This is a genomic window from Mesorhizobium sophorae (genome assembly GCF_002270415.1).
Taxonomy (GTDB): domain Bacteria; phylum Pseudomonadota; class Alphaproteobacteria; order Rhizobiales; family Rhizobiaceae; genus Mesorhizobium; species Mesorhizobium sophorae.
Genome location: NZ_NNRI01000013.1, coordinates 353,268 through 373,519, shown reverse-complemented (window position 1 = coordinate 373,519; position 20,252 = coordinate 353,268). Strand labels below are relative to the sequence as shown.

Below are 20,252 nucleotides of genomic sequence, written 5' to 3'. Positions count from 1 at the left end.
ATCACTCGGTCAGCGTCTTCAGGAAGGCCACCAGCGCCGCACGTTCGCGATCCGACAGTTCCAGCGGATGGATTTCGGATGTTCCCTCGACACTGGGCGCGGCCTTGGCGTAATGCGCGACCACCTCCTCGAGCGACGAAAACTGCCCGGCATGCATGTAGGGTGGACGCGTGGCGGCACCGCGCAGCGACGGCGTCTTGTAGGCCCGGATCAGCTGCGGCCCATCCTTGACCATGAAGCGCAACTCGCCGCAGGCGCTGGCGTCGCCGTCACGATAGGCGCCGAGGCAGTTGAACGGGTCGGCCTCGACTTGGCGTACCGCATCGATGCGGCCGCGGTCGGGCGGCAGATCCGCAACGGGTGGCACGCCGGTGTTGTGAAAACTGTTGTCGGTGAAGCGTGGCCCATTGTGGCATGTCACGCAATTGGCCTTGCCGATGAACAGTTTCAGCCCGAGGATTTCCTCCTGGGAAAAGGCGGCATCGCCTTTCGCCTCGGCGCCGGTGCCGAGATCCAGCGCAAAGCGGTCGAAGCGCGTCGGCGCCGGCTCGATCGACCGTTCGAAAGCGGCAATCGCCTTGCCGATATTGGCATAGACGCCGTTGAGCGCGTTGCGCTGCGTATCACTCATCGCGTTCCAGGCTGCCTTCTCGGCATCAGTTCCGAGTGGGCTTGCATTCAACGGCATGCCGGAAAAATCGGGCAGCGGTCCAAAGATGCGCTCATAGCGTTCGCCGAATCGCGTCTTCATGTAATGCGCATAGGCGGTACGGTTTCCCGCCTGCTCCAGCGGATTTTCGAGCGGCGTCAGCGCCTGCGCCCACAGGCTGTCGCGGCGGCCATCCCAGAAGAACCAGGGATCGCGCGCCACGCCCGCCAGCGGCATGGTGCGCCGGTTGGTGTGGCCGACGCCGACCGCTTGCGGCAGGTCGTCCTGGAACTGGCGGTCGATCTTGTGGCAGGTCGAGCAGGAGACCGTGCCGTCGCGGCTCATCCCCTGATCGAAGAACAGCGTCGAGCCGAGTGCGGCGGCCGCCGGCACATCGGCAAAGCGGTTGGTGGAGTCTGGCTTCAGGGACGGCAGCGTTGACAGTGCCAGCGAGGCGACGGTCTTCTTCTCGGCGTCGGAAAAATCCGGCTTGCCGCAACCAGCGAGGATGATGGCCGCCAACAGCGCCAGAAAACGTGGAAAGTGCCTCATCGGTCGCTCACAGCACCACGTTGAACAGCACCGTGTCCGAGCCGGCCGTGGCCGAGATGGCGAAGTGCAGTTGCCACCAGCCACTCATCGTGAATTTCACCCCTTCGATCCGATAGCGCCCGTCGCCGAGATAGTCGGTCGCTTGCGGGCTGGTCGGCAGGCCGTGATTGTGCTGCGGCATGCCACCGGAAATCGCGATCGCGGCCCCCTCCACCGGCGCGCCGGCCTTTGTCTTCAGGGTCAGCAACCAGGATTCCAGTTCGCCTTGCCGCACGACGCCCCGCTCCGGCAAAAAACTTGCCACGAAAAGCCCGTTGTCGGTGTTCTTCGTCCGCGAGACATCCGGGCCGGCAGGCTGCGACGATCGCGGCGCCGTCAGATAGACGACCGCAAGAATGCCGACCAGCAAGGCAGCCAGACCAAGACCCGCCAAAAGGTAACGCCATAACGATGCCAAACCGGTTCCTCTTCTGCAGACAACGCTTTGCCGGACGGATCGCATCCCGCCGGCCTGTGGGAAAACGCTGTGGCGGAAAAAACCCTGCTTGCCAAGCATGGCGCTGCCCGTGGCAAAAAGCTACAGCACCGGGATCACTGGAGGATTGTAGATGGCGGGAAACGGCGTCGCCTCGATCGGCGAATGCATGCTCGAACTCTCTGGCCAGACAGGCCCGAACTGGCGCATGGGTTTTGCCGGCGACACGTTCAACACGCTGTGGGCGCTGCACGCGTTGAGCACTGAGCGGCCAGCAACCTATGTCTCAGCCTTTGGTGACGATCCCTTCTCGCAAGGCCAGATCGCTTTCTTCGCTGAAAACGGCATCGGCATCGGTTCCAGCCCGGTCATAGCCGGGGCGCGGCCCGGCCTCTATGCGATCACGCTGACGGGCGCCGAGCGTTCCTTTACCTACTGGCGCGGCGACGCCGCCGCCCGGCAGCTCGCCTCCGATCCGGCGGCATTGTCGAAAAACCTAGAAAATCAGGCGCTTGTCTACTTCAGCGGAATTACTTTGGCAATTCTGGACGACGCCGCGCGGGCTACGCTGCTGGCGGCCGTGGCCAGGGCGCGGGCGGCAGGCTCGACTGTCGCGTTCGACCCCAACTACAGGCCGCGGCTCTGGCGCCGGCGCGAGGATGCGCAGGCAGCGATTGCCGAAGCGCTTGCCGTCACCGACATCGCCTTGCCGACCTTTCCCGATGAGCAGATGCTGTTCGGCGATGCAACGCCGCAAGCGACCGCCGCCCGGCTTGGGCAACTGGTCAGCGAAGTTGTCGTCAAGAACGGCGAGGCGCCGGCACTGATTGCCGACAACGGAACATCGCACGACGTGCCGGCGATCCATGTCGCCGCACCCGTCGACACAACCGGCGCGGGCGATTCCTTCAATGGCGCCTATCTGGCCGCACGCCTCGCCGGTCACGCCCCGGTGGATGCCGTATTGCGCGCGCACCGCGTCGCCGCAGCCGTAGTACAGGTGCGCGGCGCGCTGGCGCCATTTGAGACGTTACGAGCGGCGTTCGAGAACGAATGACCTGAAAACTACGGCAGCCGGAAGCGGTATTCGGTGACGTGATGGTAGATCGCGCCCGGCCACAGCGTCGCCTGCGGGAAATATGGCCGGTTCGGAGCATCCGGCCAGACCTGCGGCTCCAGGCAGAAACCGCAGAAGGCCTTGTAGTCTCGCCCTTCCAACCCCTTGCGCGGCGTCACATACTGGCCGGTGTAGAGCTGGACGCCGGGCTCCGTTGTCCAGACCTCCATCTCGACACCGGAACTCGCCCCTTGCGTCCAAGCTGCCTGTTTGAGCGGCCCGCGCGTTGGAGCGAGGCAGAAATTCTGGTCATAGGGCAGCTGTTCGCCCTCAGTCTCCATGCGTAGCGGCCGCGCCTGGCGGAAATCGAAGGGCGTCCCGTCAACCGGCTTGACCACGCCGGTCGGGATCATGTCGCCATCGACGGGCAGATAGGCGCCGGCATTCAGCATCATCCTGTGGTCGAGAATGTCGCCGGCGCCACCGTCATCCAGGTTGAAATAGGAATGCTGGGTGAGGTTGCACAGCGTCGGCTCCTCACAGGTCGCGGTGAGTTCGACGCTGAGCGTGCCGGGGATCTTCAGCCGGTAGGTGCAGGTGACGTCGAGCGCGCCGGGAAAGCCCATCGTGCCGTCGGGATCATGCAGCGTCAGCGTGACGAAATCCCTGCCATGCAGCGAAACCGTCCACGGCCGGTGGAAATAGCCTTGCGAGCCGCCATGCAGCGTGTGCTTGTCCAGGAAATTGCGTTCGGTCTGGTAGCGCTGGCCGGCGATGGTGAAGCGGCCGTCCCGGATGCGATTGGCATAGCGGCCGACGACGGCGCCGAAGAAGGCAGTGTCAGTCTCATAGGCTGCCAAATTGTTGTAGCCGAGCACCAGCGGCGCATCGTGTCCGGTGAGGCGCAAATCCTGGATGATTGCGCCGAGCCCGATGATGTTGGCGGTAAGACCGCCACCCCTGATCGCGAAGCGACGCACCGGCTCGCCTGCCTGCGTCGTACCGAAAACCTCACCGTCCTTCATTCGCAATGCTCGCAAACGCCAGTTGATTCAGAGAATTTCGGCTGGTTTTCTCGACGCAAGCGGGCAGGTCACAGACCTGCCCGCTTGGAGCTAGTCTATCAGAGGCCGAGGCCACCGATGCAGACATATTTGGTGTCGAGGTAGTCCTCGATGCCCTGATGTCCGCCTTCTTTGCCGAGGCCGGATTCCTTGACGCCGCCGAACGGCGCCTCGGGGGTGGTGATGAGGCCTTCATTGACGCCGACCATGCCGTATTTCAGCCCTTCCATGACGCGGAAGGCGCGGCCGAGATCGCCGGTGTAGAAATAGCAGGCGAGGCCGAATTCGGTGTCGTTGGCGAGCGCGATGGCTTCCTCTTCGGTCTCGAACTTGAACACCGGTGCGACCGGGCCAAAGATTTCTTCCTTCATGAAGCGCATCTTGGGCGTCGCATTGGCGATGACCGTCGGCTGGAAGAACGAACCGCCGAGCGCGTGACGCTTGCCCCCGGCGACGATCTTGCCGCCCTTGGCAGTCGCGTCGGCAATCAGCTCCTCGACCTTCTCGACAGCCTTTTCGTCGATCAGCGGTCCCTGCTGCACGCCGTCCTCGAGGCCGGAACCGACCTTCAACCCGTTGCTTGCGGCAGCGAGCTTTTCGACGAACTTGTCATAGACGCCGGCCTGAACCAGGAAGCGGTTGGTGCAGACGCAGGTCTGGCCGGAATTGCGGTATTTGGCGGTGATCGCGCCGGCGACGGCACGCTCGAGATCGGCGTCGTCGAAGACGATGAACGGCGCGTTGCCGCCAAGCTCCATCGACACCTTCTTGACGGTGACCGAGGACTTCTGGATGAGAAGCTTGCCGACCTCGGTCGATCCGGTGAAGGTGATCTTCGACACCAGCGGATTGGCGCAGATCTCATCCCCGATCTCGCTGGCCGAACCGGTCAGGATGTTGATGACGCCCTTGGGGAAACCGACTTCCTCGGCGAGCGCGCCCCAGGCCAGACCCGAGTACGGGGTCTGCGAGGCCGGCTTGACGACCGCGGTGCAGCCGGCGGCAAGCGCCGGTCCGAGCTTGCGGGCAAGCATCGAGGACGGGAAATTCCACGGCGTGATGGCGGCGATGACGCCGACCGGTTCCTTGGTCACCAGGATGCGGCGATCCGCCCATGGCGAGGGCACGACGTCGCCATAGGTGCGGCGGCCTTCCTCGGCGAACCACAGGATGTAGGAAGCGGCCGAGCCGATCTCGCCCTTGGACTCGAACAGGGACTTGCCCTGCTCGATGGTGAGCAATTCGGCCAACACGTCCTGATTGTCCATCATCGCGTCGTGCAGCTTGCGCAGCAGCTTCGAGCGCTCGAGCGCGGTCGTCTTGCGCCACGACTTGAAGGCAGCTTCGGCGGCCTCGATGGCACGGCGGGTCTCGGCCTTGCCCGACTTCGGCACAGTGCCGATCTTGAGACCGGTGGCCGGGTTGTTGACGTCGACCGTCTGGCCGCTGTCGGCCTGCACCCATTCGCCGTTGATGAGATTGGCCTGCCGCATGAAATGGCTGGTTTTCTGAAGCATGGTCTATCCTCCGTTCGGCGCACTGACGGGCCGGTCTGTGAAGTCTTCGGTGAGCGTGCGCCATGGAACTGAAGCCGGCACGCCGGAGCCACTGCTCTTTACCTAGGGCAAGGCCCGCAAGCAATCGCTACATGGCATATAGGGGTTGGGCCAGCCCGAGGCGAGAGCAGGCCGACATATGGCATGAAGATCGCAGGCCGACATTGTCTGAATATCAGCATAACCTGTCAGAAAACGTGGAGCACCACCGTCAGCCAGAAAGCAGTCGTCACGGCGGCGCAGGCCGTGGCGATGGTCATCTGGTTCGATGCCAGCGCCTGGCCGGTGTTGAACTGCACGGCGATGAGATAGGAATTGATGCCGGATGGCAGCGCCGCGATCACGACCGCCACCTTCGCCGTCAAGGGCGGCAGGCCGAGCAGCCAGACGAAGGCGAGAACCAGCGCCGGCATCAGGAACAGCTTCAGCACCGAAAGCGCCAGCGCCGGACGGACATTCCCCGAAATGCCGAAGCGGCGCAGGCTGAGCCCCATGGCAAACAGCGCCACCGGCCCCGCCGTATCGGCCAGCGCATCGACCAGTCGCATGGCAAGGTCGGGCAGCGGCACGCCGCTGAGGCGCCATGCCAGTCCCGCCAGAATGCCGATGATCAGTGGATTGATGAAGAGCCGCCGCAGGAAACTGCGGACGATACGCAAGGGGTGCATAGGCTCGCTGCCTCCCCGGCCGAACATCTCGAACAGGACGATCGACGCCATCATCATGACCGGCAGATGGACGGAGACGAGCAGCGACAGCACTTCGAAGCCGCTCGGGCCGAATATGCCGAGAATGAAGGGGGCACCGAGCAGCACGACATTGGAGTAGGCCGACGACACGCCGCCGACGACCCCGGCACGTGCATCCCGTCCGAAGATCCGCGTGGTGACGAGATGGCCAGCGGCCCAGGTGATCGCTACTGCCGCGAAATAGGCGCCCCACAGGGACCATGGCGCGACGCCATGGAAATCGGCGTTCACCATGGTCTGGAACAACAGCAGCGGCATGGCCACGCTGACCGCGAAATCGGATATCCCCTCGCCGCTCGCCGGTCTGAGATACCCCGTGAACCCGGCGAGACAGCCGAGCGCGACAAGGCTGAAGACGAACAGGACGGTTTCGGTGAGCGGAGACATTTTTCCCGTGATAGGCGAGCCACGATCGTGGCGCAATCGCGCCTGAATTTGATCATGGTCGGCTGGCAGCGTTATAGAGGGTTTGGATCACCGGGGCGGGCGCGAACGACAAATGGCCTTTGTCGAAACTTCGAAGCGTAATCTTTTCCGGCAGGCGTGGCTGACAGCTTTCGCCACTGCCCTGTTTTGCCTTGCCGCGACAGCGCTTCAGGCCGCCGAAACGAAAAGCCTGAAGGGTGTGGCGCTGATCATCGGCCAGTCGAAATACGAACATATCGCCGCCCTCCCCAACCCGGCCAACGACGCCCGCGACATGGCCAAGATGCTGACCGACCTCGGCTTCGACGCCCGTAACGTCACCGACCGCGACGCCGCCAAGCTGAAGCGCGACCTGGAGCGATTCACCGAGGATGCCGAAGGCGCCGATGTCGCCTTCATTTACTATTCCGGTCATGGCATCGAGGCCGGCGGCGAGAACTATCTGGTACCGGTCGATGCCGACATATCGTCCCTGAAGGATGCCGACGCGGCCCTGGTGCCGATTTCCGCCGTCATGGGTGCCTTGAAGACGACCGTGCCGGTGGCGATCGTGCTGCTCGATGCATGCCGCACAAATCCGTTTCCGGCGGACGCAGTGGTGCGGCGCGCCCCGACCGCCTCCGCATCGCAGATTGGCGCTGGCGGCCTGGAACCGGTGCGTGGTGCCAAGGCCCTCGGCAACGCGGCGGGGACAGACGCGAGCCTGGGGACCGTGGTCGGCTTTGCCGCCGAACCCGGTCGCCCGGCACTCGATGGCGCGGTTGGCGAAAACAGCCCTTACGCGGCCGCTCTGCTGCGCCACCTCGCGGCGATGAAAGGCACCGAGTTCGGCTCGGTCATGCGCATGGTGACCGAGGAGGTCTACCTCGACACCAAGGCCAAGCAGCGCCCCTGGGTCAATGAGAGCCTGCGCCGCCTGCTCTATTTCGGCATTGCGCCACCGGAGCCGACCGGTGACGACGGGTTGATCACCGGCGAGCGGCGGCAGTTGCTGTTGACCATTTCCGACCTGCCCGACCCGAAGCGGGCCCAGGTGGAACTGGCCTCGCTGCAGGAGGGCGTGCCGCTCGACGCGCTTTATGGCGTGCTGAAGGCGCTTGGCACGGAAAAAATCCCCGAGGATCCGACAGATCTGCAAAAGGTGCTCGATGCCCAGGCCGAGCGCCTGAAGAAGATGATGTCCGAGCGCGCGGCGTTGCGCACCGACGATCCCGAGATCAAACGCCTCGTCGCTTCCGCCGACAAGGCCATCGCCCAGGGCGCCATCGTGACGGCGCGTAAATTCCTCGATGACGCGGTCGGCCGGGTCGAGCAGACAGGCGCTGCGGTCGATGAAGCAGAAGATCTCGTCAAGCAGAAGCGCCTCGCCGATGCCGCGATCTACGTCAGGCGCGCCGATGCCTCAGCGCTGGTCTTCGATTACAAGTCCGCTGCCGGCGACTACGCCAAGGCGTTTTCGCTGGCCGAAAAATGGGACGACAAGCTGCGCTGGAACTACAAGAACCAGGAAGCCGAGGCGTTGAATGCTTATGGCTATGCCTCCGGCGATCTCGATGCGCTGCAGCGCTCCATCGAGGCCTATCGCATCATCCTGAACTTCATCCCCAATGGCGAACAGAATCGCGACTGGGCGATCACCCGCAACAACATGGCGGTGGTGCTGCAGACCATCGGCGAGCGCGAGACCGAAACCGCTCATCTCGACGAAGCGGCACAGATTTTTCGCGATTCCCTCATCGTGTTCGAGCGCGAGAAGGACGACCTCAACTGGGCCGCCGCGCAGAACAACCTCGCCAATGTGCTCTTGAAGATCGGCGAACGCGAGAGCGACCCGAAGCGCCTGAATGAAGCGGTGGCGGCAATGCGCGCCACCCTCGAAAAGCGCCCGCGCGATAAGGTGCCGCTCGACTGGGCCGCTTCGCAGAACAATCTCGGCCTGGCGCTCTATGCGCTTTCCGAGCGCGAGGCCGCCGGCGAGCATCTGACGCAAGCGGAGGCGGCTTACCGGCTGGCGCTTGAGGAATACACGCGCGAAAAGGCGCCTGTGGAATGGGCGATGGTCGAGAACAATCTCGGCAACACGCTTGTGTCGCTTGGCATCCAGCTCAACGACAAGGCAAAGATCAACGCGGCGGCCGACGCCTTCCGCGCCGCTCTCGAGGTGCGAACCCGTGAAACCTTCCCGGTCTCCTGGGCCACCAGCCGGCTCAACCTCGGCAACGCCCTAAGCGGCGTCGCCCGCTTCGACTTGGGCACCAGTGCACTTGAGGAGGCTGCGGCGGCCTATGACGATGCGCTGACGGTGTTTACCCGGCAGCGTTTTCCGATGGACTGGGCGTCGGCGCAGAACAATCTCGGTTCGATCTACCAGACGCTTGGCCAGCGCACCCGCGACGCGGCCAGGCTAGAACAGTCGGCGGCGGCGTTCCAGGCCGCCCGACAGGTCTATGTCAGACGGAAATTCCCGCTCGACTGGGCAATGAGCCACTACAATCTCGGCAACACGCTGCAGCTGCTTGGCGGCGTGACCGACAAGCCGGAACACTATGGCGAGGCGATCGCCGCCTACCGCGATGCGTTGCGCGAATACAAGCGCGAGACGAACCCGCGGCAATGGGCGCTGGCCCAGGCCGGCCTTGGCTCGACGCTGCACTGGCTGAGCATGAGCAATGCCGACCCCAAACCCCTGCTTGAGTCCATCGCCGCGCGGCGGGCGGCACTTGAAGTGTTGACCGTCGAAGCCGCCCCCGTGGACTGGGCCAATGCGCAGAACGGCATCGGCATGAGCCTTCTCAACCTCGGCAATCTCCAGCGGACCGACAAATATCTCAACGATGCCGAGGCCGCCTTCACGGCAACGTTGAAGGTGTTCACCCGCGAAAGCCAGCCGATGCAGTGGGCCTTCGAACAGAACAATCTCGGCGACATCCACTGGAACCGCGCCAGCTATGGCGGCGGCAAGGCCGAATATCGAAAGGCGATCGAATTCTTCGAGAACGCCAAGCAGGGCTTTACCGAAGCCGGCTATACGATGCCCATCCCGTTGACCGACCAGAAGATCGATCTGGTGAAGAAACAACTGGCGAAGAAGTAGGGCTCTGTCCGACCGCGCCTTGTCTTTCGGCTGGCTTTACCGTCCCTATATGTCGAGTCACCGGAGCCCATGCCGGGAACCGGAGAAGGATAGCCTATGATTCGATTTTTGTTGGCTTTGCTTCTCATCGCCATCCCGGCCGCGGCCCATGCAACGGACGCTGGCTGGGCGCTGTTACGCGACGGCGGCCATGTCGTGCTACTTCGCCATGCCATGGTCACCGGCACCACCGATCCGGCCAATTTCGACATCGACAGCTGTGCCACCCAGGTCAACCTGTCGGCGCGCGGCAAGCAGCAGGCGAGCAAGATCGGCGCCTTGTTTGCGGCGCGGGCGGCACCCATCGAACGGGTGTTGTCCAGCCGCTATTGCCGCTGCCTCGACACCGCGCGCATCGCCTTCGAGGCCGAGCCGGAGCTGTTTGCGCCGCTCGATCTCCTGAAGGGGGATGAGACGCAGAAGGCGGCGCAGATCGCGGCGATCATGAAGGAAATCCGCGCCTATTCCGGCTCCGACAATCTGGTCATGGTCACCCATCTGGAAGACATCGTGGCGCTGACCGGCGTCTCGCCCCGCGAAGGCGAAGCCGTGATCGTCGAGCCGCAGGGCGATGGGCTGCGCGTGCTCGGCCGGGTCACGTTCTAGTCGTGGCGATGACCGACTGACGCGTCGGTGAGCAGCCACGCATCGATGCGGACTTGCCACGCCTGGATCATGCGCGCGAACGCGTCCTCCGTCAGCGCCGATAGATACGACCTGCCTGACGCGTTCAGGGCGGTGAACGTGTAGGCGATCGATGCCTCGGTGCCGCCATCCGCCGCCGGATGTCAAGCCACCTCGACAAATCCGAAACGTGAATCCGGCGTGACCCTGACATAGCGGACACGATGCCCGACAGGATCCCAGTCAGCGCAGGCCCAGAGCGTCGTCTCGTCACCGTGGGCGGTCCGGAAGACCATGCCTTGCTCCGTTTCGCGGCCTTGCGGATGCAGAAACTCCGGATCCCAGCCCTCCACCCACAAGGTCTCGCCGATCGGCGAGAACAGCGGAAAGACGCGATCGACCGGACCGGAAAGGACGATGCTGTGGCAACGCTCAAGATGGCTCGTCATCCGCCTTCGCCCTTCCGTTCGGTCAGACGGTGGCTGTCCGCGGCGCCAAGCTCCAGCCCATAGATGCGCTTCAATTGGCCGATTGTTTCGAGTGTCGCCGGCGAAAACGGCGACTGCCCTTCGAAAGCATGCAGCACGATGCCCTCGATGAGATCGCCGAGGCTCATGTCGCGATGTTCAGCCAAGGCCTTGAGGACCTTCACCAGCCGCTTTTCCAGGCGAACCCCTGTCTGCACGCGCTCTATATCCATGGCCATCGTGTACCAGGGTACATTGGTACACACAAGCGCACGCCGGCGACTGCCGTTTGTGTTGCCGAAATGCCACCACTGAAAGAAGCCGCAAATTGGTCACGACAATGCCGCTTGCGACAACCCGTCGCAGGGGCTATAGGCGCGCACCCGGTCACGAAAACCGAAGTGAGCACAACGGTTGGAGCTTTCGTCTCCGCCCGTGCAGGCGGCTTTGCCGCCCTGTATACGGCGCCGCTTTGGGGATTGGGATCGCGGACATAGCTCAGCGGGAGAGCGCCGGATTTGGGTCCGGAGGTCGCAGGTTCGATTCCTGCTGTCTGCACCACGGATAGCTCAGTTTGGTAGAGCATCAGATTTAGGTTCTGATTGTCGAAGGTTCGAATCCTTCTCCATTGGCCTGATAAGCCAGCACCCTGCCACGGTGTTATCTGAAAAACGGTCCGGGGACTGGAATGCTGAAGATCTGACGGACGGCCCAAGCCTTAGGGCGTGGGTCATCCTGAAAGTCTGACGCCATCGGCTCGCGGCCAGGCCCGCGGTGATGGTCAAGGCGCAACGTCGCCGGCAAGGGAGGCCAAGGCCTCCGGCGCCCGCTTCGCTGCCCCGCGATCCGCTCCCGCAGGCCCGCCACGGATTGATGCCACCAGTCCCCGGATCATTCGTGCCCGGACCATGACGCAAGAGACGATGTGAAACGAGAAACGAAGGGAAGATCGACGCATGACTTGACGCCTCGCATGGGGCCATGCCCGACAGGAGTAAGACAATGACCATTCTCGACAAGGTTCTTGGACGCGAGCGCGTCCTCGTAAGGGAAAACGAACGTGCCCTCACCCTCTACAAGGGTGAGATCAAGGCTGTCCTGCTGCCGGGCGAACATTGGCTCGCCAACCGGCGCGGAAGCCTCGAAGTGTCGCGGCACGATCTGAAGAACCCGGAATTCGTTTCGGCATACGAGAAGGCGTTGTTCGACAAGCTCCCGGATGTAGCCGCGCGTCATTTCACCGTCGTTCGCACCGGGCGCACGGACGTCGCCGTCATCGAGCGTGACGGCAACCTGCATGCCGTGCTGGCGCCGGATCGCAAGCTCGTGCTGTGGACGGATGCCGGTCCGTGGAAGGTGACGCTGATCGACACGTCGGCCGATCTGGCCATCGATGCGGCGGTCATGCGCCGGCTCGGCCAGGCCCGGAAGGCGGAACTGATGTCCGTCCATCCGGTCGTCGACGGCCAGGCCGGACTGCTGTTCATCGATGGTGTCCTCGTTTGGACGCTGTCTGCGGGCGTGCATGCTTTCTGGAACGTCGGACGCATGGTGCAGATCAAGGTCGTCGACCTCAAGCGCCAGTCGCTCGACGTTGCCGGGCAGGAAGTGCTGACCAAGGATCGCGTTACGATCCGCGTCAACATCGCCGCCGAATACCGGGTCGTCGATCCGGTCAAGGCGGTGAGCGCTGTGAAGGACTTCTCCGAAGCCCTCTACCGTGCCCTGCAGTACGCCTTCCGCAAGACGCTTGGCGCGCTGACGCTCGACCAGATCCTTGAGAAGAAGGTGACGGTCGACGAGGAAGCGGCGGCCAAGGTCCGCGCCGACATGGCCGAGATCGGCGTGGAGGTGAGCGATATCGCCCTGAAGGATGTCATCCTGCCGGGCGAGATGCGCGAGATCCTCAACCAGGTGGTGTCGGCCGAAAAGCAGGCCGAGGCCAACATCATCCGTCGCCGTGAGGAGACGAACGCCACGCGTTCGCTGCTCAACACGGCCAAGGTGATGGCGGAGAACCCGGTGATGCTGCGGCTGAAGGAGCTCGAGGCTCTGGAAACCATCGCCGGCAAGGTCGAGCGGCTGACCGTCCACAACGGAACGGGCGGGCTGCTCAACGACCTGGTCAAGCTCCGCGACAGCTGAGCTTACGTATCGTCAAGGGAAGGGCTGCCGGGTCGACCGGTGGCCCTTCTTGCGTTTCTTGAGCGCCCTACCCATCTGCGCCCCGCGTATCAGGCCTTTTCCTGCCGGGAAAAACCGATTAGACAGCGCCCAAACACATGCGGACAGATTCCGCCCGCAACCGAAGGAAAAGCCACTTGTCCACCACGTTCGACAAAGTCGCCAAGATCATTGCCGACACCAGCGAGATCGATATCGACACCATCACGCCCGAGAGCCACACGATCGACGATCTCGGCATCGACAGCCTCGATTTCCTCGACATCGTCTTCGCCATCGACAAGGAATTCGGCATCAAGGTGCCGCTGGAAAAGTGGACCCAGGAGGTCAATGACGGCAAGGCTTCGACCGACGATTACTTCGTCATGAAGAACCTGTGCGCCAAGATCGACGCGCTGGTCGCCGCCAAGACTGCTTGACGTCAGTTGAGCGCGCGATCTTGACGTGCTCTGCCGCCTGACCCACAAAGCCGCCCATGAGCAGCCCCCGCGACGTCGTCATCACTGGTATCGGCCTTGTCTCCTCTCTGGGAGAGGGTCCGGACGCCCACTGGCAGAAGCTCGCCCAGCCCGGCCTGCAGCCGGTGCTCGAGGCCGCGCGTTTCGCGCCCTACACCGTCCATCCGCTGCCGGAGATCGACTGGAACCTGCAGATCGCCAAGCGCGGCGACCAGCGTCAGATGGAAACCTGGCAGAGGCTCGGCACCTATGCCGCCGGCCTGGCGCTGGACGACGCCGGCATCAAGGGCAATGACGAACTCTGCACGACCATGGACATGGTTGTGGCCGCCGGTGGCGGCGAACGCGACGAGGCGGTCGATGCCGCGATTCTCGCCGCTTCGGAAAGCCGCAACGACCGCGACGTGCTGCTTAACGAGAAGCTCACCACCGAACTGCGGCCGACACTGTTCCTGGCGCAGCTTTCCAATCTGCTCGCCGGTAACATCTCCATCGTCCACAAGGTGACCGGCTCGTCCAGAACCTTCATGGGTGAGGAAGGTGCGGGCGTCGCCGCCGTCGAGACGGCTGCCGCGCGCATCCGCTCCGGCCAGTCGACGCACATCCTGGTCGGCGGTGCCTTCCAGACCGAACATTCCGACATGCTGCTCGGCTACGAGCTTGCCGGCTACCTGCATCGCGGCCCGTGGAAGCCGGTCTGGCAAAGACGGGGCGCTGAAGGTGGCGGCGTGGTGTCGGGCTCCGGTGGTGCCTTCCTGGTGCTGGAGCAGCGCGAACACGCGACAAGCCGTGGGCGCAAGATCTATGCCGAACTCGGGCCGGTCGTCTCCGGCCGCGCCAGGCGGCGGCGCGGAGAACTCGACACCGAGATCGCGGCGCTGCTCAGCCAGGCGGCGCTGCCGAACGGCAAGCTGCTTGCCCTGTCGGGCGCGTCGGGCGCGCATGCGGCAACCGGCGCGGAGAAAGCGGCGCTCGATGCCAATCCGGCAATCGCTTCTCGCGGCTTCTCGACGCTGACCGGACATATGAAGGAAGCGCAGTTTCCGTTCGCCGTGGCGCTGGCCGCACTCGCCGTCGACCGCAAGGCCGCCTACCCTGTTTTTGATGCCGCTGCCGAGACGCCATTCGAAGGCGTTCCCGCCACCGTCCTTGCAACGGCGATCGGCTATCACCAATTCGAGGGCATGGCGCTGGTCAACGCCGCCTGAGGCGGTGCCCTGCGATCCATGCTGCAACGATACAAAAAGGTCGAGGGCTTCCGGATGGCCAATCTGAACGATCACATGGGCAGGCCGATCGTCGCCGTCACCGGCATCGGCGTGGTGACCTCGCTTGGCGTCGGCAAGGCCGACAATTGGGCGGCGCTAACCTCGGGCAAGTCGGGCATCCACCCGATCACCCGCTTTCCGGTCGATCATCTGAACACCCGTATCTCCGGCACCGTCGACTTCCTGGCGTCGAGTTCGAAGGGCGCCAGCCCCCTCACCTACGAACTGGCCGAAACCGCCGCGCACGAGGCCGTGGCCGAAGCCGGTCTCAATTCCAGTGATTTCGGTGGCCCTCTGTTCCTGGCTTCGCCACCGGTCGAACTCGACTGGCACGAACGCTTCTCGCTCTACAATTCCGACAAACAGGATGCCGGCGCCGAAAGGCTGCTGCGGGTGGCGCGCGGGCTGAAGGAAACAGACATTTTCGAGACCACCCAATTCGGCTCGATCGCCGACCGTCTCGCAGACCGTTTCGGCACACGCGGCCTCCCGATCACGCTGTCGACCGCTTGTGCCTCCGGCGCCACTGCCATCCAGCTCGGCGTCGAGGCGATCCGCCGCGGCGAATGCGACCGCGCGCTGTCGATCGGCGCCGATGGTTCGGCGACCGCCGAGGCACTGATCCGCTTCTCGCTGCTGTCGGCGCTTTCGACCCATAACGACATTCCGGAAAAGGCCTCAAAACCCTTCTCCAAGGACCGCGACGGCTTCGTGCTGGCCGAGGGTTCCGGCGCGCTCGTGCTGGAATCTCTGGAGGCAGCGCTCGCGCGCGGCGCCACTGTTCTCGGCATCCTGCGCGGCTGCGGCGAGAAGGCCGACGATTTCCATCGCACCCGCTCGAAGCCCGACGGTTCGCCGGCAATCGCGGCGGTTCGTGCCGCCCTTGCCGATGCCGGCCTGGGCGAAGACGAGATTGACTACGTCAACGCCCATGGCACCTCGACGCCGGAAAACGACAAGATGGAGCATCTGTCGCTGTCGACGGTGTTCGGCGAGCGGATCGGTTCGATGCCGATCTCTTCGAACAAGTCGATGATTGGCCATACGCTGTCAGCGGCTGGCGCGGTCGAGGCGGCGTTCTCGCTGATGACGATGCGCGAAAGCGTCATTCCGCCGACCATTAACTACGACAATCCCGACCCGGCGATCGTGCTTGACGTGGTGCCGAACAAGAAGCGCAATGCCGAGGTTCGCACCGTTCTGTCGAACTCCTTCGGCTTCGGCGGCCAGAACACCTGCCTTGTCATGGCGCGGGAACCGGTCTAAGCGACCTTTTTCCGCTCAACAGAACCGACAGGCTCCATGCGCGCACTGCAACTTATCGAGGACCGCCGTCTTGAAACGGTGGACCTGCCGCCTCCCCCGCCGCCGGCACTCGGCGAAGTCACGCTGCGCATCAAGGCGGTGGCGCTGAACCACATCGACGTCTGGGGTTGGCGCGGCATGGCCTTCGCCAAGCGCAAGCTGCCGTTGGTCGTCGGCGCGGAAGCCTCCGGCGAGGTCGAGGCGGTCGGTCCCGGCTTTTCCAGTCTCTTGCCCGGACAGTTGGTTTCGATCTACGGCGCGCGCACCTGCGGCCTTTGCCGTGCCTGCCGCGAAGGCCGCGACAATCTCTGCGAGCATGTTTCGGGGGTTCACGGCTTCCATCTCGACGGCTTCGCGCAGGAAAAGATCAACCTGCCGGCGCGCCTTCTGGTCCCCGCCCCGCCCGGCGTGACAGATATCGGTGCCGCAGTGGCGCCCGTCACTTTCGGCACCGTCGAGCACATGCTGTTCGACAATGCCCGGCTGCAACCAGGCGAGACCATCCTTGTCCATGCCGGTGGCTCCGGCATCGGTTCGGCGGCCATCCAGCTGGCGAAGCGGATGGGCTGCACGATCATCACCACGGTCGGCTCGAACGACAAGATCGACAAGGCCAGGGCGCTCGGCGCCGACCATGTCATCAACTATCGCGACGACCGTTTCGAAGGCGTCGTGCGCAAGCTGACCAAGAAGAAGGGCGTCGACGTCGTTTTCGAACATGTCGGCGCCGACACTTTTGCCGCCTCGATGCTGTGCCTAAAGCGCGGCGGTCGCCTGGTGACCTGCGGCTCGACCTCGGGCGTGTCGACGCAGATCAACCTGATGCAGCTGTTCCAGCAGCAGTTGAAACTGCTCGGCTCCTTCGGCTGCCGCATGGAGAACATGGCCAACGCCATGCAGAAAATGGCGGCGGGACAGGTCGCACCGGTCATCGACACCGAAGTCGGCTTCGACGATATCGATGCCGCGCTGAAGCGCATGGAAGGCCGCGACGTGTTCGGCAAGATCATCCTGCGCGTCGACTAGAGCTTGACCTCAGTGCTCAAGAAGTTTCGCCGGGATCTCAAATTTCGCTATGGCAGGCAGTTGCGCCAGTTGAACTACTGGCTGGTGGCGCGTGCGGCGATGATGGTCATCTCGGCGCTGCGCCTGCTGCCGGCCGACAGCGCGCTGAATTTTGCCGACCGCGTCGCACGCCGTGTCGGCCCTCGGGTCGGGCGCCATCAGGTCGCCGTCGACAATCTGCGCAGGGCCTATCCGGAAAAGAGCGAAGCCGAGATCCAGGCCATCGCCTCCGACATGTGGGGCAACATGGCCCGCCTGGCCGCCGAATACATCTTTCTCGATGCCCTGTTCGACTACGATCCCGCAGCCACCAGCCCGGGACGCGTCGAGGTCAAGGGGATAGAACATTTCATCGAGATCGCCGCCGAAAAGCAGCCGCACATCGTCTTCACCGGCCATCTCGGTAATTTCGAATTGCTGCCGGTGGCCGCCGCAACCTTCGGCATGAACATCACGGCGCTGTTTCGCCCGCCCAACAACCCCTATCTCGCCGACTACATCCTCTCGACGCGCCGCTCGACGATGGGATCACTGCTGCCATCGATGGCCGGCGCCTCGTTTGCGTTGGCCGGGGTCTTGGAGAATGGCGGCAACATCGGCGTCTTGGTCGACCAGAAATTCACCAACGGCCTGGAGACGACGTTCTTCGGCCGCCCCTGCCAGAGCAATCGCGTCCTGGGAACCCTTGCCCGTCACTACGACTGCGACGTCTATCCGGCGCGCTGCGTCAGGCTTCCGGGCAACCGCTTCCGGCTCGAGATCGAGGACAAACTGACCTTGCCTCGGACCGCTGACGGCATCGTCGACGTCCGTGCCACCACCCAGCTTCTCAACGACGTGGTCGAGCGCTGGGTGCGCGAAGACCCTGGTCAGTGGATGTGGTTCCACAAAAGGTGGGAGATCGGCGGCCGGCGCAGAAAGCGGCCCCCGCAGGTGGGAGCGCCAGTCGCTGGCGCCTAAGCCCGTTGATTGGCCACCGGTCCTGACATTCGTAGCTTTGTTGGTCAGGGAATCTTAAACGACCAGGGCGCAGATATCCCAGGGATGTTCATCGGCTGGGACCGTTGCATGGTTAGTCTCGAAACGCGTCGCGCCGACCGGGATAGGCTCGAGGACCGCTCGTTTGGCCGTTTTGGCAGGGCCTGGTCCCTTATCCGCCAGCGAGGCTTGCTGGAGCCGGTCAGGCTCGTTCGTCAGCATGGGATCGGCGCGAGCGTTGGCTTTGTCCTGCGGAACGTCCGCTATATCGTCGCCGACCGCCTCGCGCGAAAATGGGATCGCCGGCACGATGTCGATACGGCCGGTTCGATCCAGCTCGCCGCGCTCGATGTTGTCGGCCCGCATCGCAGCAAGGGCAACGAAGCGGTATGCACCTCGCCGAAAACCTTTGATTTCATCATGAAGTCGCTGCCCCAGGACCTCCAGGGCCGCACATTCATCGACATCGGCTCTGGAAAATCGCGGACGCTGTTGCTGGCGTCGCGCTATCCGTTTGCAGAGATCATCGGGGTGGAGTTCGCTCGCGAGCTGGTCGAAATCGCCAGGAGCAACATAAGGCGCTTCAGGAACCCGTCGCAGAAATGCCGCGCGCTCAGTGTCGTCGAGGCGGACGCGGCGACCTACGAATTTCCCGATGCGCCCCTGGTGGTCTATTTCTACAATCCTTTTTCCAACGACGTTTTCGACATCGTGCTGAAAAATCTCGTGTCGTCGCTCGAACGAAACAAGCGGGACTGCTTCGTCGTCTACGGAAGCTCAAGCCATCGCGCCATCGATTGGGCAAGGCCTGCAATCCGCGAGGCCGGCATTTTCATGGAACTTCCCGTGCCGCCGATGCCCGGCTTCCTCGATGCGATCCGAACCATCGACTACGCGGTCTTTCAGTTTCGCGCCGCGGCGTAACCCTTGCCTCTGGCCTTGACGAAACGCGTGACGTTGCGCGCGGCGTATGGCGTGCCGGCAGTGAAACGCATCAGCGGACCAAAGCTGCCGACGGCGCTCGCACCGACGAAATGCAGGCCTGGAATGCTCGACTCGAACCCCGCGGAGAGCGCCGGGGCTCCTTCCCGACGCGCGATGGCGGCAAGCACATCTGGCGCGAATAGCCCGAGCCTGGCGATATCGATCCGGTAGCCCGTTCCCAGCAGGATATGATCGAAGGTGGCGGCATCCTTCTCGAACCGCAGTTCGATGGCGTGGTCCTTGGCGGCAGCACCGACAATCCTGCTGCCAGCATTGACCTTTATTCCATCGAAGTCCGGCTTCAGCCAGCCTGACGCGCCGGCCCCAAGACTGCGCGTGTTGAGCCCGTCTCTGGCTGCCTCCGGAAACCGGTGCACGAAGCCTGGAACTTCGACCAGCCAGGACAGTGGGAAGGGGCCGACCCTGGAGGGAGACGCAAGACGCTCCGAAGCGAAGTCGCGCAAACTCCAGCTTTTGTTTCCCGACAGCGTTCGATACCCAAGCCAATGGATGTCGCCACGGCAGACAAGTTCGACATCCGCCCCGCTACGCTTGAGCAGCACCGCGGATTCGCAGGCGCTCTGCCCGCGCCCGATGACGGCAACCCGTTTGCCGCGAAAGGCCTCGTAGCCGGCATGTTCGCTGGCATGGCTGACCAGTTCGGCGGGCATTCCATTGAAGACGGCGGGGATCATCTGCTGATTCATCAGCCCGGTGGCAACGACGACACGCCGCGCTTGGACGGCATCACCATCAGCAAGGGCGAGGCGAAACCCTCCCCTCGCCGTCTCGACACGGCCAACCATGCGCGTATCCAGATCGGGAACCGCCTGGGCCTGTATCCACAGTCCATAGTCGACGAAGTTTTCGAGCAGCAGCGGTTCGCGCGGCGAGATTCCAAGGACCGCTGCGTAGGAATCAAGCGAGAGCGAACCTTTGGTGTGGCCGATATAGGTCGCATGCCAGGGTGAGCGCAGCCTCATGCCTCTCGGCATGTGATCGCGCCAGAAGGACATGGCGCCGCCGAGGGCAATCGTTTCAATGCCCGCCGCCTTGAGGGCGGAAGCAACGGCCAGCCCAAACGGTCCGGCACCGATCACAGCCACCTCGCAATCGGTCCTGGGCATGGGAGCGATCATGTCACTGGTCTCGTGGTCCCGTTTTCTCGACGCCTGATCCCGACTGAAACCCGGTCGGACACCCCGTCGTCCTAAACATTCCCAGGTTAAGAATGCGGAAATGAACCGCATCCTACCGC

The 20,252-nt window shown here is 63.6% G+C and carries 18 protein-coding genes and 2 tRNA genes; 12 read left to right on the top strand and 8 right to left on the bottom strand.

From position 1 onward, the window contains the following. Position 1: 1 nt before the first annotated feature. Positions 2 to 1,201 carry a cytochrome-c peroxidase gene (locus tag CGZ66_RS21055; protein WP_095087476.1) on the bottom strand — a complete coding sequence of 400 codons (1,200 nt, stop codon included), beginning with the start codon at positions 1,199 to 1,201 and terminating at the stop codon, positions 2 to 4. A gap of 7 nt (positions 1,202 to 1,208) precedes the next feature. Next, positions 1,209 to 1,658 carry a FixH family protein gene (locus CGZ66_RS21050; protein ID WP_095088046.1) on the bottom strand — a complete coding sequence of 150 codons (450 nt, stop codon included), beginning with the start codon at positions 1,656 to 1,658 and terminating at the stop codon, positions 1,209 to 1,211. A 151-nt stretch (positions 1,659 to 1,809) separates the two neighbouring features. Here CGZ66_RS21050 and CGZ66_RS21045 point away from each other — a divergent pair, with 151 nt between their 5' ends. Further along, a complete protein-coding gene (locus CGZ66_RS21045) occupies positions 1,810 to 2,733 on the top strand; it encodes a sugar kinase (RefSeq protein WP_095087474.1) in 924 nt (307 codons plus the stop codon). Between the two features lie 8 nt (positions 2,734 to 2,741). On the opposite strand, the gene CGZ66_RS21040 is transcribed toward CGZ66_RS21045, so the two are convergent. From CGZ66_RS21040 to CGZ66_RS21030, 3 genes are all read right to left on the bottom strand, one after another. After that, positions 2,742 to 3,764 (bottom strand): aldose epimerase family protein, encoded by a 1,023-nt coding sequence (locus CGZ66_RS21040; protein WP_095087472.1) that lies wholly within the window; start codon positions 3,762 to 3,764, stop codon positions 2,742 to 2,744. Between the two features lie 92 nt (positions 3,765 to 3,856). Further along, positions 3,857 to 5,314 carry an NAD-dependent succinate-semialdehyde dehydrogenase gene (locus CGZ66_RS21035; protein WP_095087470.1) on the bottom strand — a complete coding sequence of 486 codons (1,458 nt, stop codon included), beginning with the start codon at positions 5,312 to 5,314 and terminating at the stop codon, positions 3,857 to 3,859. A gap of 227 nt (positions 5,315 to 5,541) precedes the next feature. Continuing rightward, positions 5,542 to 6,489 (bottom strand): AEC family transporter, encoded by a 948-nt coding sequence (locus tag CGZ66_RS21030; protein ID WP_095087468.1) that lies wholly within the window; start codon positions 6,487 to 6,489, stop codon positions 5,542 to 5,544. A gap of 112 nt (positions 6,490 to 6,601) precedes the next feature. Here CGZ66_RS21030 and CGZ66_RS21025 point away from each other — a divergent pair, with 112 nt between their 5' ends. Both CGZ66_RS21025 and CGZ66_RS21020 read left to right on the top strand, forming a co-directional pair. Further along, positions 6,602 to 9,622: a caspase family protein gene (locus CGZ66_RS21025; RefSeq protein ID WP_095087466.1), complete on the top strand. Its 3,021-nt coding sequence runs from the start codon at positions 6,602 to 6,604 to the stop codon at positions 9,620 to 9,622. 96 nt (positions 9,623 to 9,718) lie between these two features. Then, positions 9,719 to 10,267 carry a histidine phosphatase family protein gene (locus CGZ66_RS21020; protein WP_095087464.1) on the top strand — a complete coding sequence of 183 codons (549 nt, stop codon included), beginning with the start codon at positions 9,719 to 9,721 and terminating at the stop codon, positions 10,265 to 10,267. A 182-nt stretch (positions 10,268 to 10,449) separates the two neighbouring features. Here CGZ66_RS21020 and CGZ66_RS21015 read toward each other — a convergent pair whose 3' ends face one another. Both CGZ66_RS21015 and CGZ66_RS21010 read right to left on the bottom strand, forming a co-directional pair. After that, entirely contained in the window at positions 10,450 to 10,734 is a 285-nt protein-coding gene (locus CGZ66_RS21015; protein ID WP_095087462.1) for a hypothetical protein, read from the bottom strand. Next, positions 10,731 to 10,970: a hypothetical protein gene (locus CGZ66_RS21010; RefSeq protein WP_245331153.1), complete on the bottom strand. Its 240-nt coding sequence runs from the start codon at positions 10,968 to 10,970 to the stop codon at positions 10,731 to 10,733. Before CGZ66_RS21010 ends, CGZ66_RS21015 begins: the two co-directional genes overlap by 4 nt. Positions 10,971 to 11,239: 269 nt before the next feature. On the opposite strand from CGZ66_RS21010, the gene CGZ66_RS21005 reads away from it, so the two are divergent. The 9 genes from CGZ66_RS21005 (at position 11,240) to CGZ66_RS20965 (ending at position 18,934) form a co-directional block, all read left to right on the top strand. Next, positions 11,240 to 11,313 (top strand) — tRNA-OTHER (locus CGZ66_RS21005). A 2-nt stretch (positions 11,314 to 11,315) separates the two neighbouring features. Further along, positions 11,316 to 11,384, top strand: a tRNA-Leu gene (locus CGZ66_RS21000). 370 nt (positions 11,385 to 11,754) lie between these two features. Next, positions 11,755 to 12,897, top strand: coding sequence for a slipin family protein (locus CGZ66_RS20995; protein ID WP_167392190.1), 1,143 nt, complete (start codon positions 11,755 to 11,757; stop codon positions 12,895 to 12,897). A gap of 176 nt (positions 12,898 to 13,073) precedes the next feature. Continuing rightward, positions 13,074 to 13,355 (top strand): acyl carrier protein, encoded by a 282-nt coding sequence (locus tag CGZ66_RS20990; RefSeq protein ID WP_010909964.1) that lies wholly within the window; start codon positions 13,074 to 13,076, stop codon positions 13,353 to 13,355. Positions 13,356 to 13,411: 56 nt separating this feature from the next. Continuing rightward, on the top strand, positions 13,412 to 14,602 hold the full coding sequence (locus tag CGZ66_RS20985) for a beta-ketoacyl-ACP synthase (protein WP_095087458.1): 1,191 nt from the start codon (positions 13,412 to 13,414) through the stop codon (positions 14,600 to 14,602). A gap of 54 nt (positions 14,603 to 14,656) precedes the next feature. After that, positions 14,657 to 15,928 (top strand): beta-ketoacyl-ACP synthase, encoded by a 1,272-nt coding sequence (locus CGZ66_RS20980; RefSeq protein ID WP_095088040.1) that lies wholly within the window; start codon positions 14,657 to 14,659, stop codon positions 15,926 to 15,928. 36 nt (positions 15,929 to 15,964) lie between these two features. Continuing rightward, positions 15,965 to 16,993: a zinc-binding dehydrogenase gene (locus CGZ66_RS20975; RefSeq protein WP_095087456.1), complete on the top strand. Its 1,029-nt coding sequence runs from the start codon at positions 15,965 to 15,967 to the stop codon at positions 16,991 to 16,993. A gap of 12 nt (positions 16,994 to 17,005) precedes the next feature. Beyond that, positions 17,006 to 17,992, top strand: a complete 987-nt coding sequence (locus CGZ66_RS20970; RefSeq protein WP_167392216.1) for a lipid A biosynthesis lauroyl acyltransferase — start codon at positions 17,006 to 17,008, stop codon at positions 17,990 to 17,992. A 108-nt stretch (positions 17,993 to 18,100) separates the two neighbouring features. Next, complete coding sequence (locus tag CGZ66_RS20965; RefSeq protein ID WP_143748795.1) at positions 18,101 to 18,934, top strand: class I SAM-dependent methyltransferase; 834 nt, start codon at positions 18,101 to 18,103, stop codon at positions 18,932 to 18,934. On the opposite strand, the gene CGZ66_RS20960 is transcribed toward CGZ66_RS20965, so the two are convergent. Then, complete coding sequence (locus CGZ66_RS20960; RefSeq protein ID WP_245331152.1) at positions 18,913 to 20,121, bottom strand: NAD(P)-binding domain-containing protein; 1,209 nt, start codon at positions 20,119 to 20,121, stop codon at positions 18,913 to 18,915. The genes CGZ66_RS20965 and CGZ66_RS20960 overlap by 22 nt on opposite strands. Between the last annotated feature and the right edge of the window lie 131 nt (positions 20,122 to 20,252).

Bases quoted from the DNA above. Each gene is read 5' to 3' on its own strand.
- CGZ66_RS21015 (WP_095087462.1), bottom strand. From the start codon at position 10,734: ATGACGAGCCATCTTGAGCGTTGCCACAGCATCGTCCTTTCCGGTCCG.
- CGZ66_RS21030 (WP_095087468.1), bottom strand. From the start codon at position 6,489: ATGTCTCCGCTCACCGAAACCGTCCTGTTCGTCTTCAGCCTTGTCGCG.
- CGZ66_RS20975 (WP_095087456.1), top strand. From the start codon at position 15,965: ATGCGCGCACTGCAACTTATCGAGGACCGCCGTCTTGAAACGGTGGAC.
- CGZ66_RS21020 (WP_095087464.1), top strand. From the start codon at position 9,719: ATGATTCGATTTTTGTTGGCTTTGCTTCTCATCGCCATCCCGGCCGCG.
- CGZ66_RS20995 (WP_167392190.1), top strand. From the start codon at position 11,755: ATGACCATTCTCGACAAGGTTCTTGGACGCGAGCGCGTCCTCGTAAGG.
- CGZ66_RS20985 (WP_095087458.1), top strand. From the start codon at position 13,412: ATGAGCAGCCCCCGCGACGTCGTCATCACTGGTATCGGCCTTGTCTCC.
- CGZ66_RS20980 (WP_095088040.1), top strand. From the start codon at position 14,657: ATGGCCAATCTGAACGATCACATGGGCAGGCCGATCGTCGCCGTCACC.
- CGZ66_RS21045 (WP_095087474.1), top strand. From the start codon at position 1,810: ATGGCGGGAAACGGCGTCGCCTCGATCGGCGAATGCATGCTCGAACTC.
- CGZ66_RS21055 (WP_095087476.1), bottom strand. From the start codon at position 1,201: ATGAGGCACTTTCCACGTTTTCTGGCGCTGTTGGCGGCCATCATCCTC.
- CGZ66_RS21035 (WP_095087470.1), bottom strand. From the start codon at position 5,314: ATGCTTCAGAAAACCAGCCATTTCATGCGGCAGGCCAATCTCATCAAC.
- CGZ66_RS20965 (WP_143748795.1), top strand. From the start codon at position 18,101: ATGGTTAGTCTCGAAACGCGTCGCGCCGACCGGGATAGGCTCGAGGAC.
- CGZ66_RS21025 (WP_095087466.1), top strand. From the start codon at position 6,602: ATGGCCTTTGTCGAAACTTCGAAGCGTAATCTTTTCCGGCAGGCGTGG.
- CGZ66_RS20960 (WP_245331152.1), bottom strand. From the start codon at position 20,121: ATGCCCAGGACCGATTGCGAGGTGGCTGTGATCGGTGCCGGACCGTTT.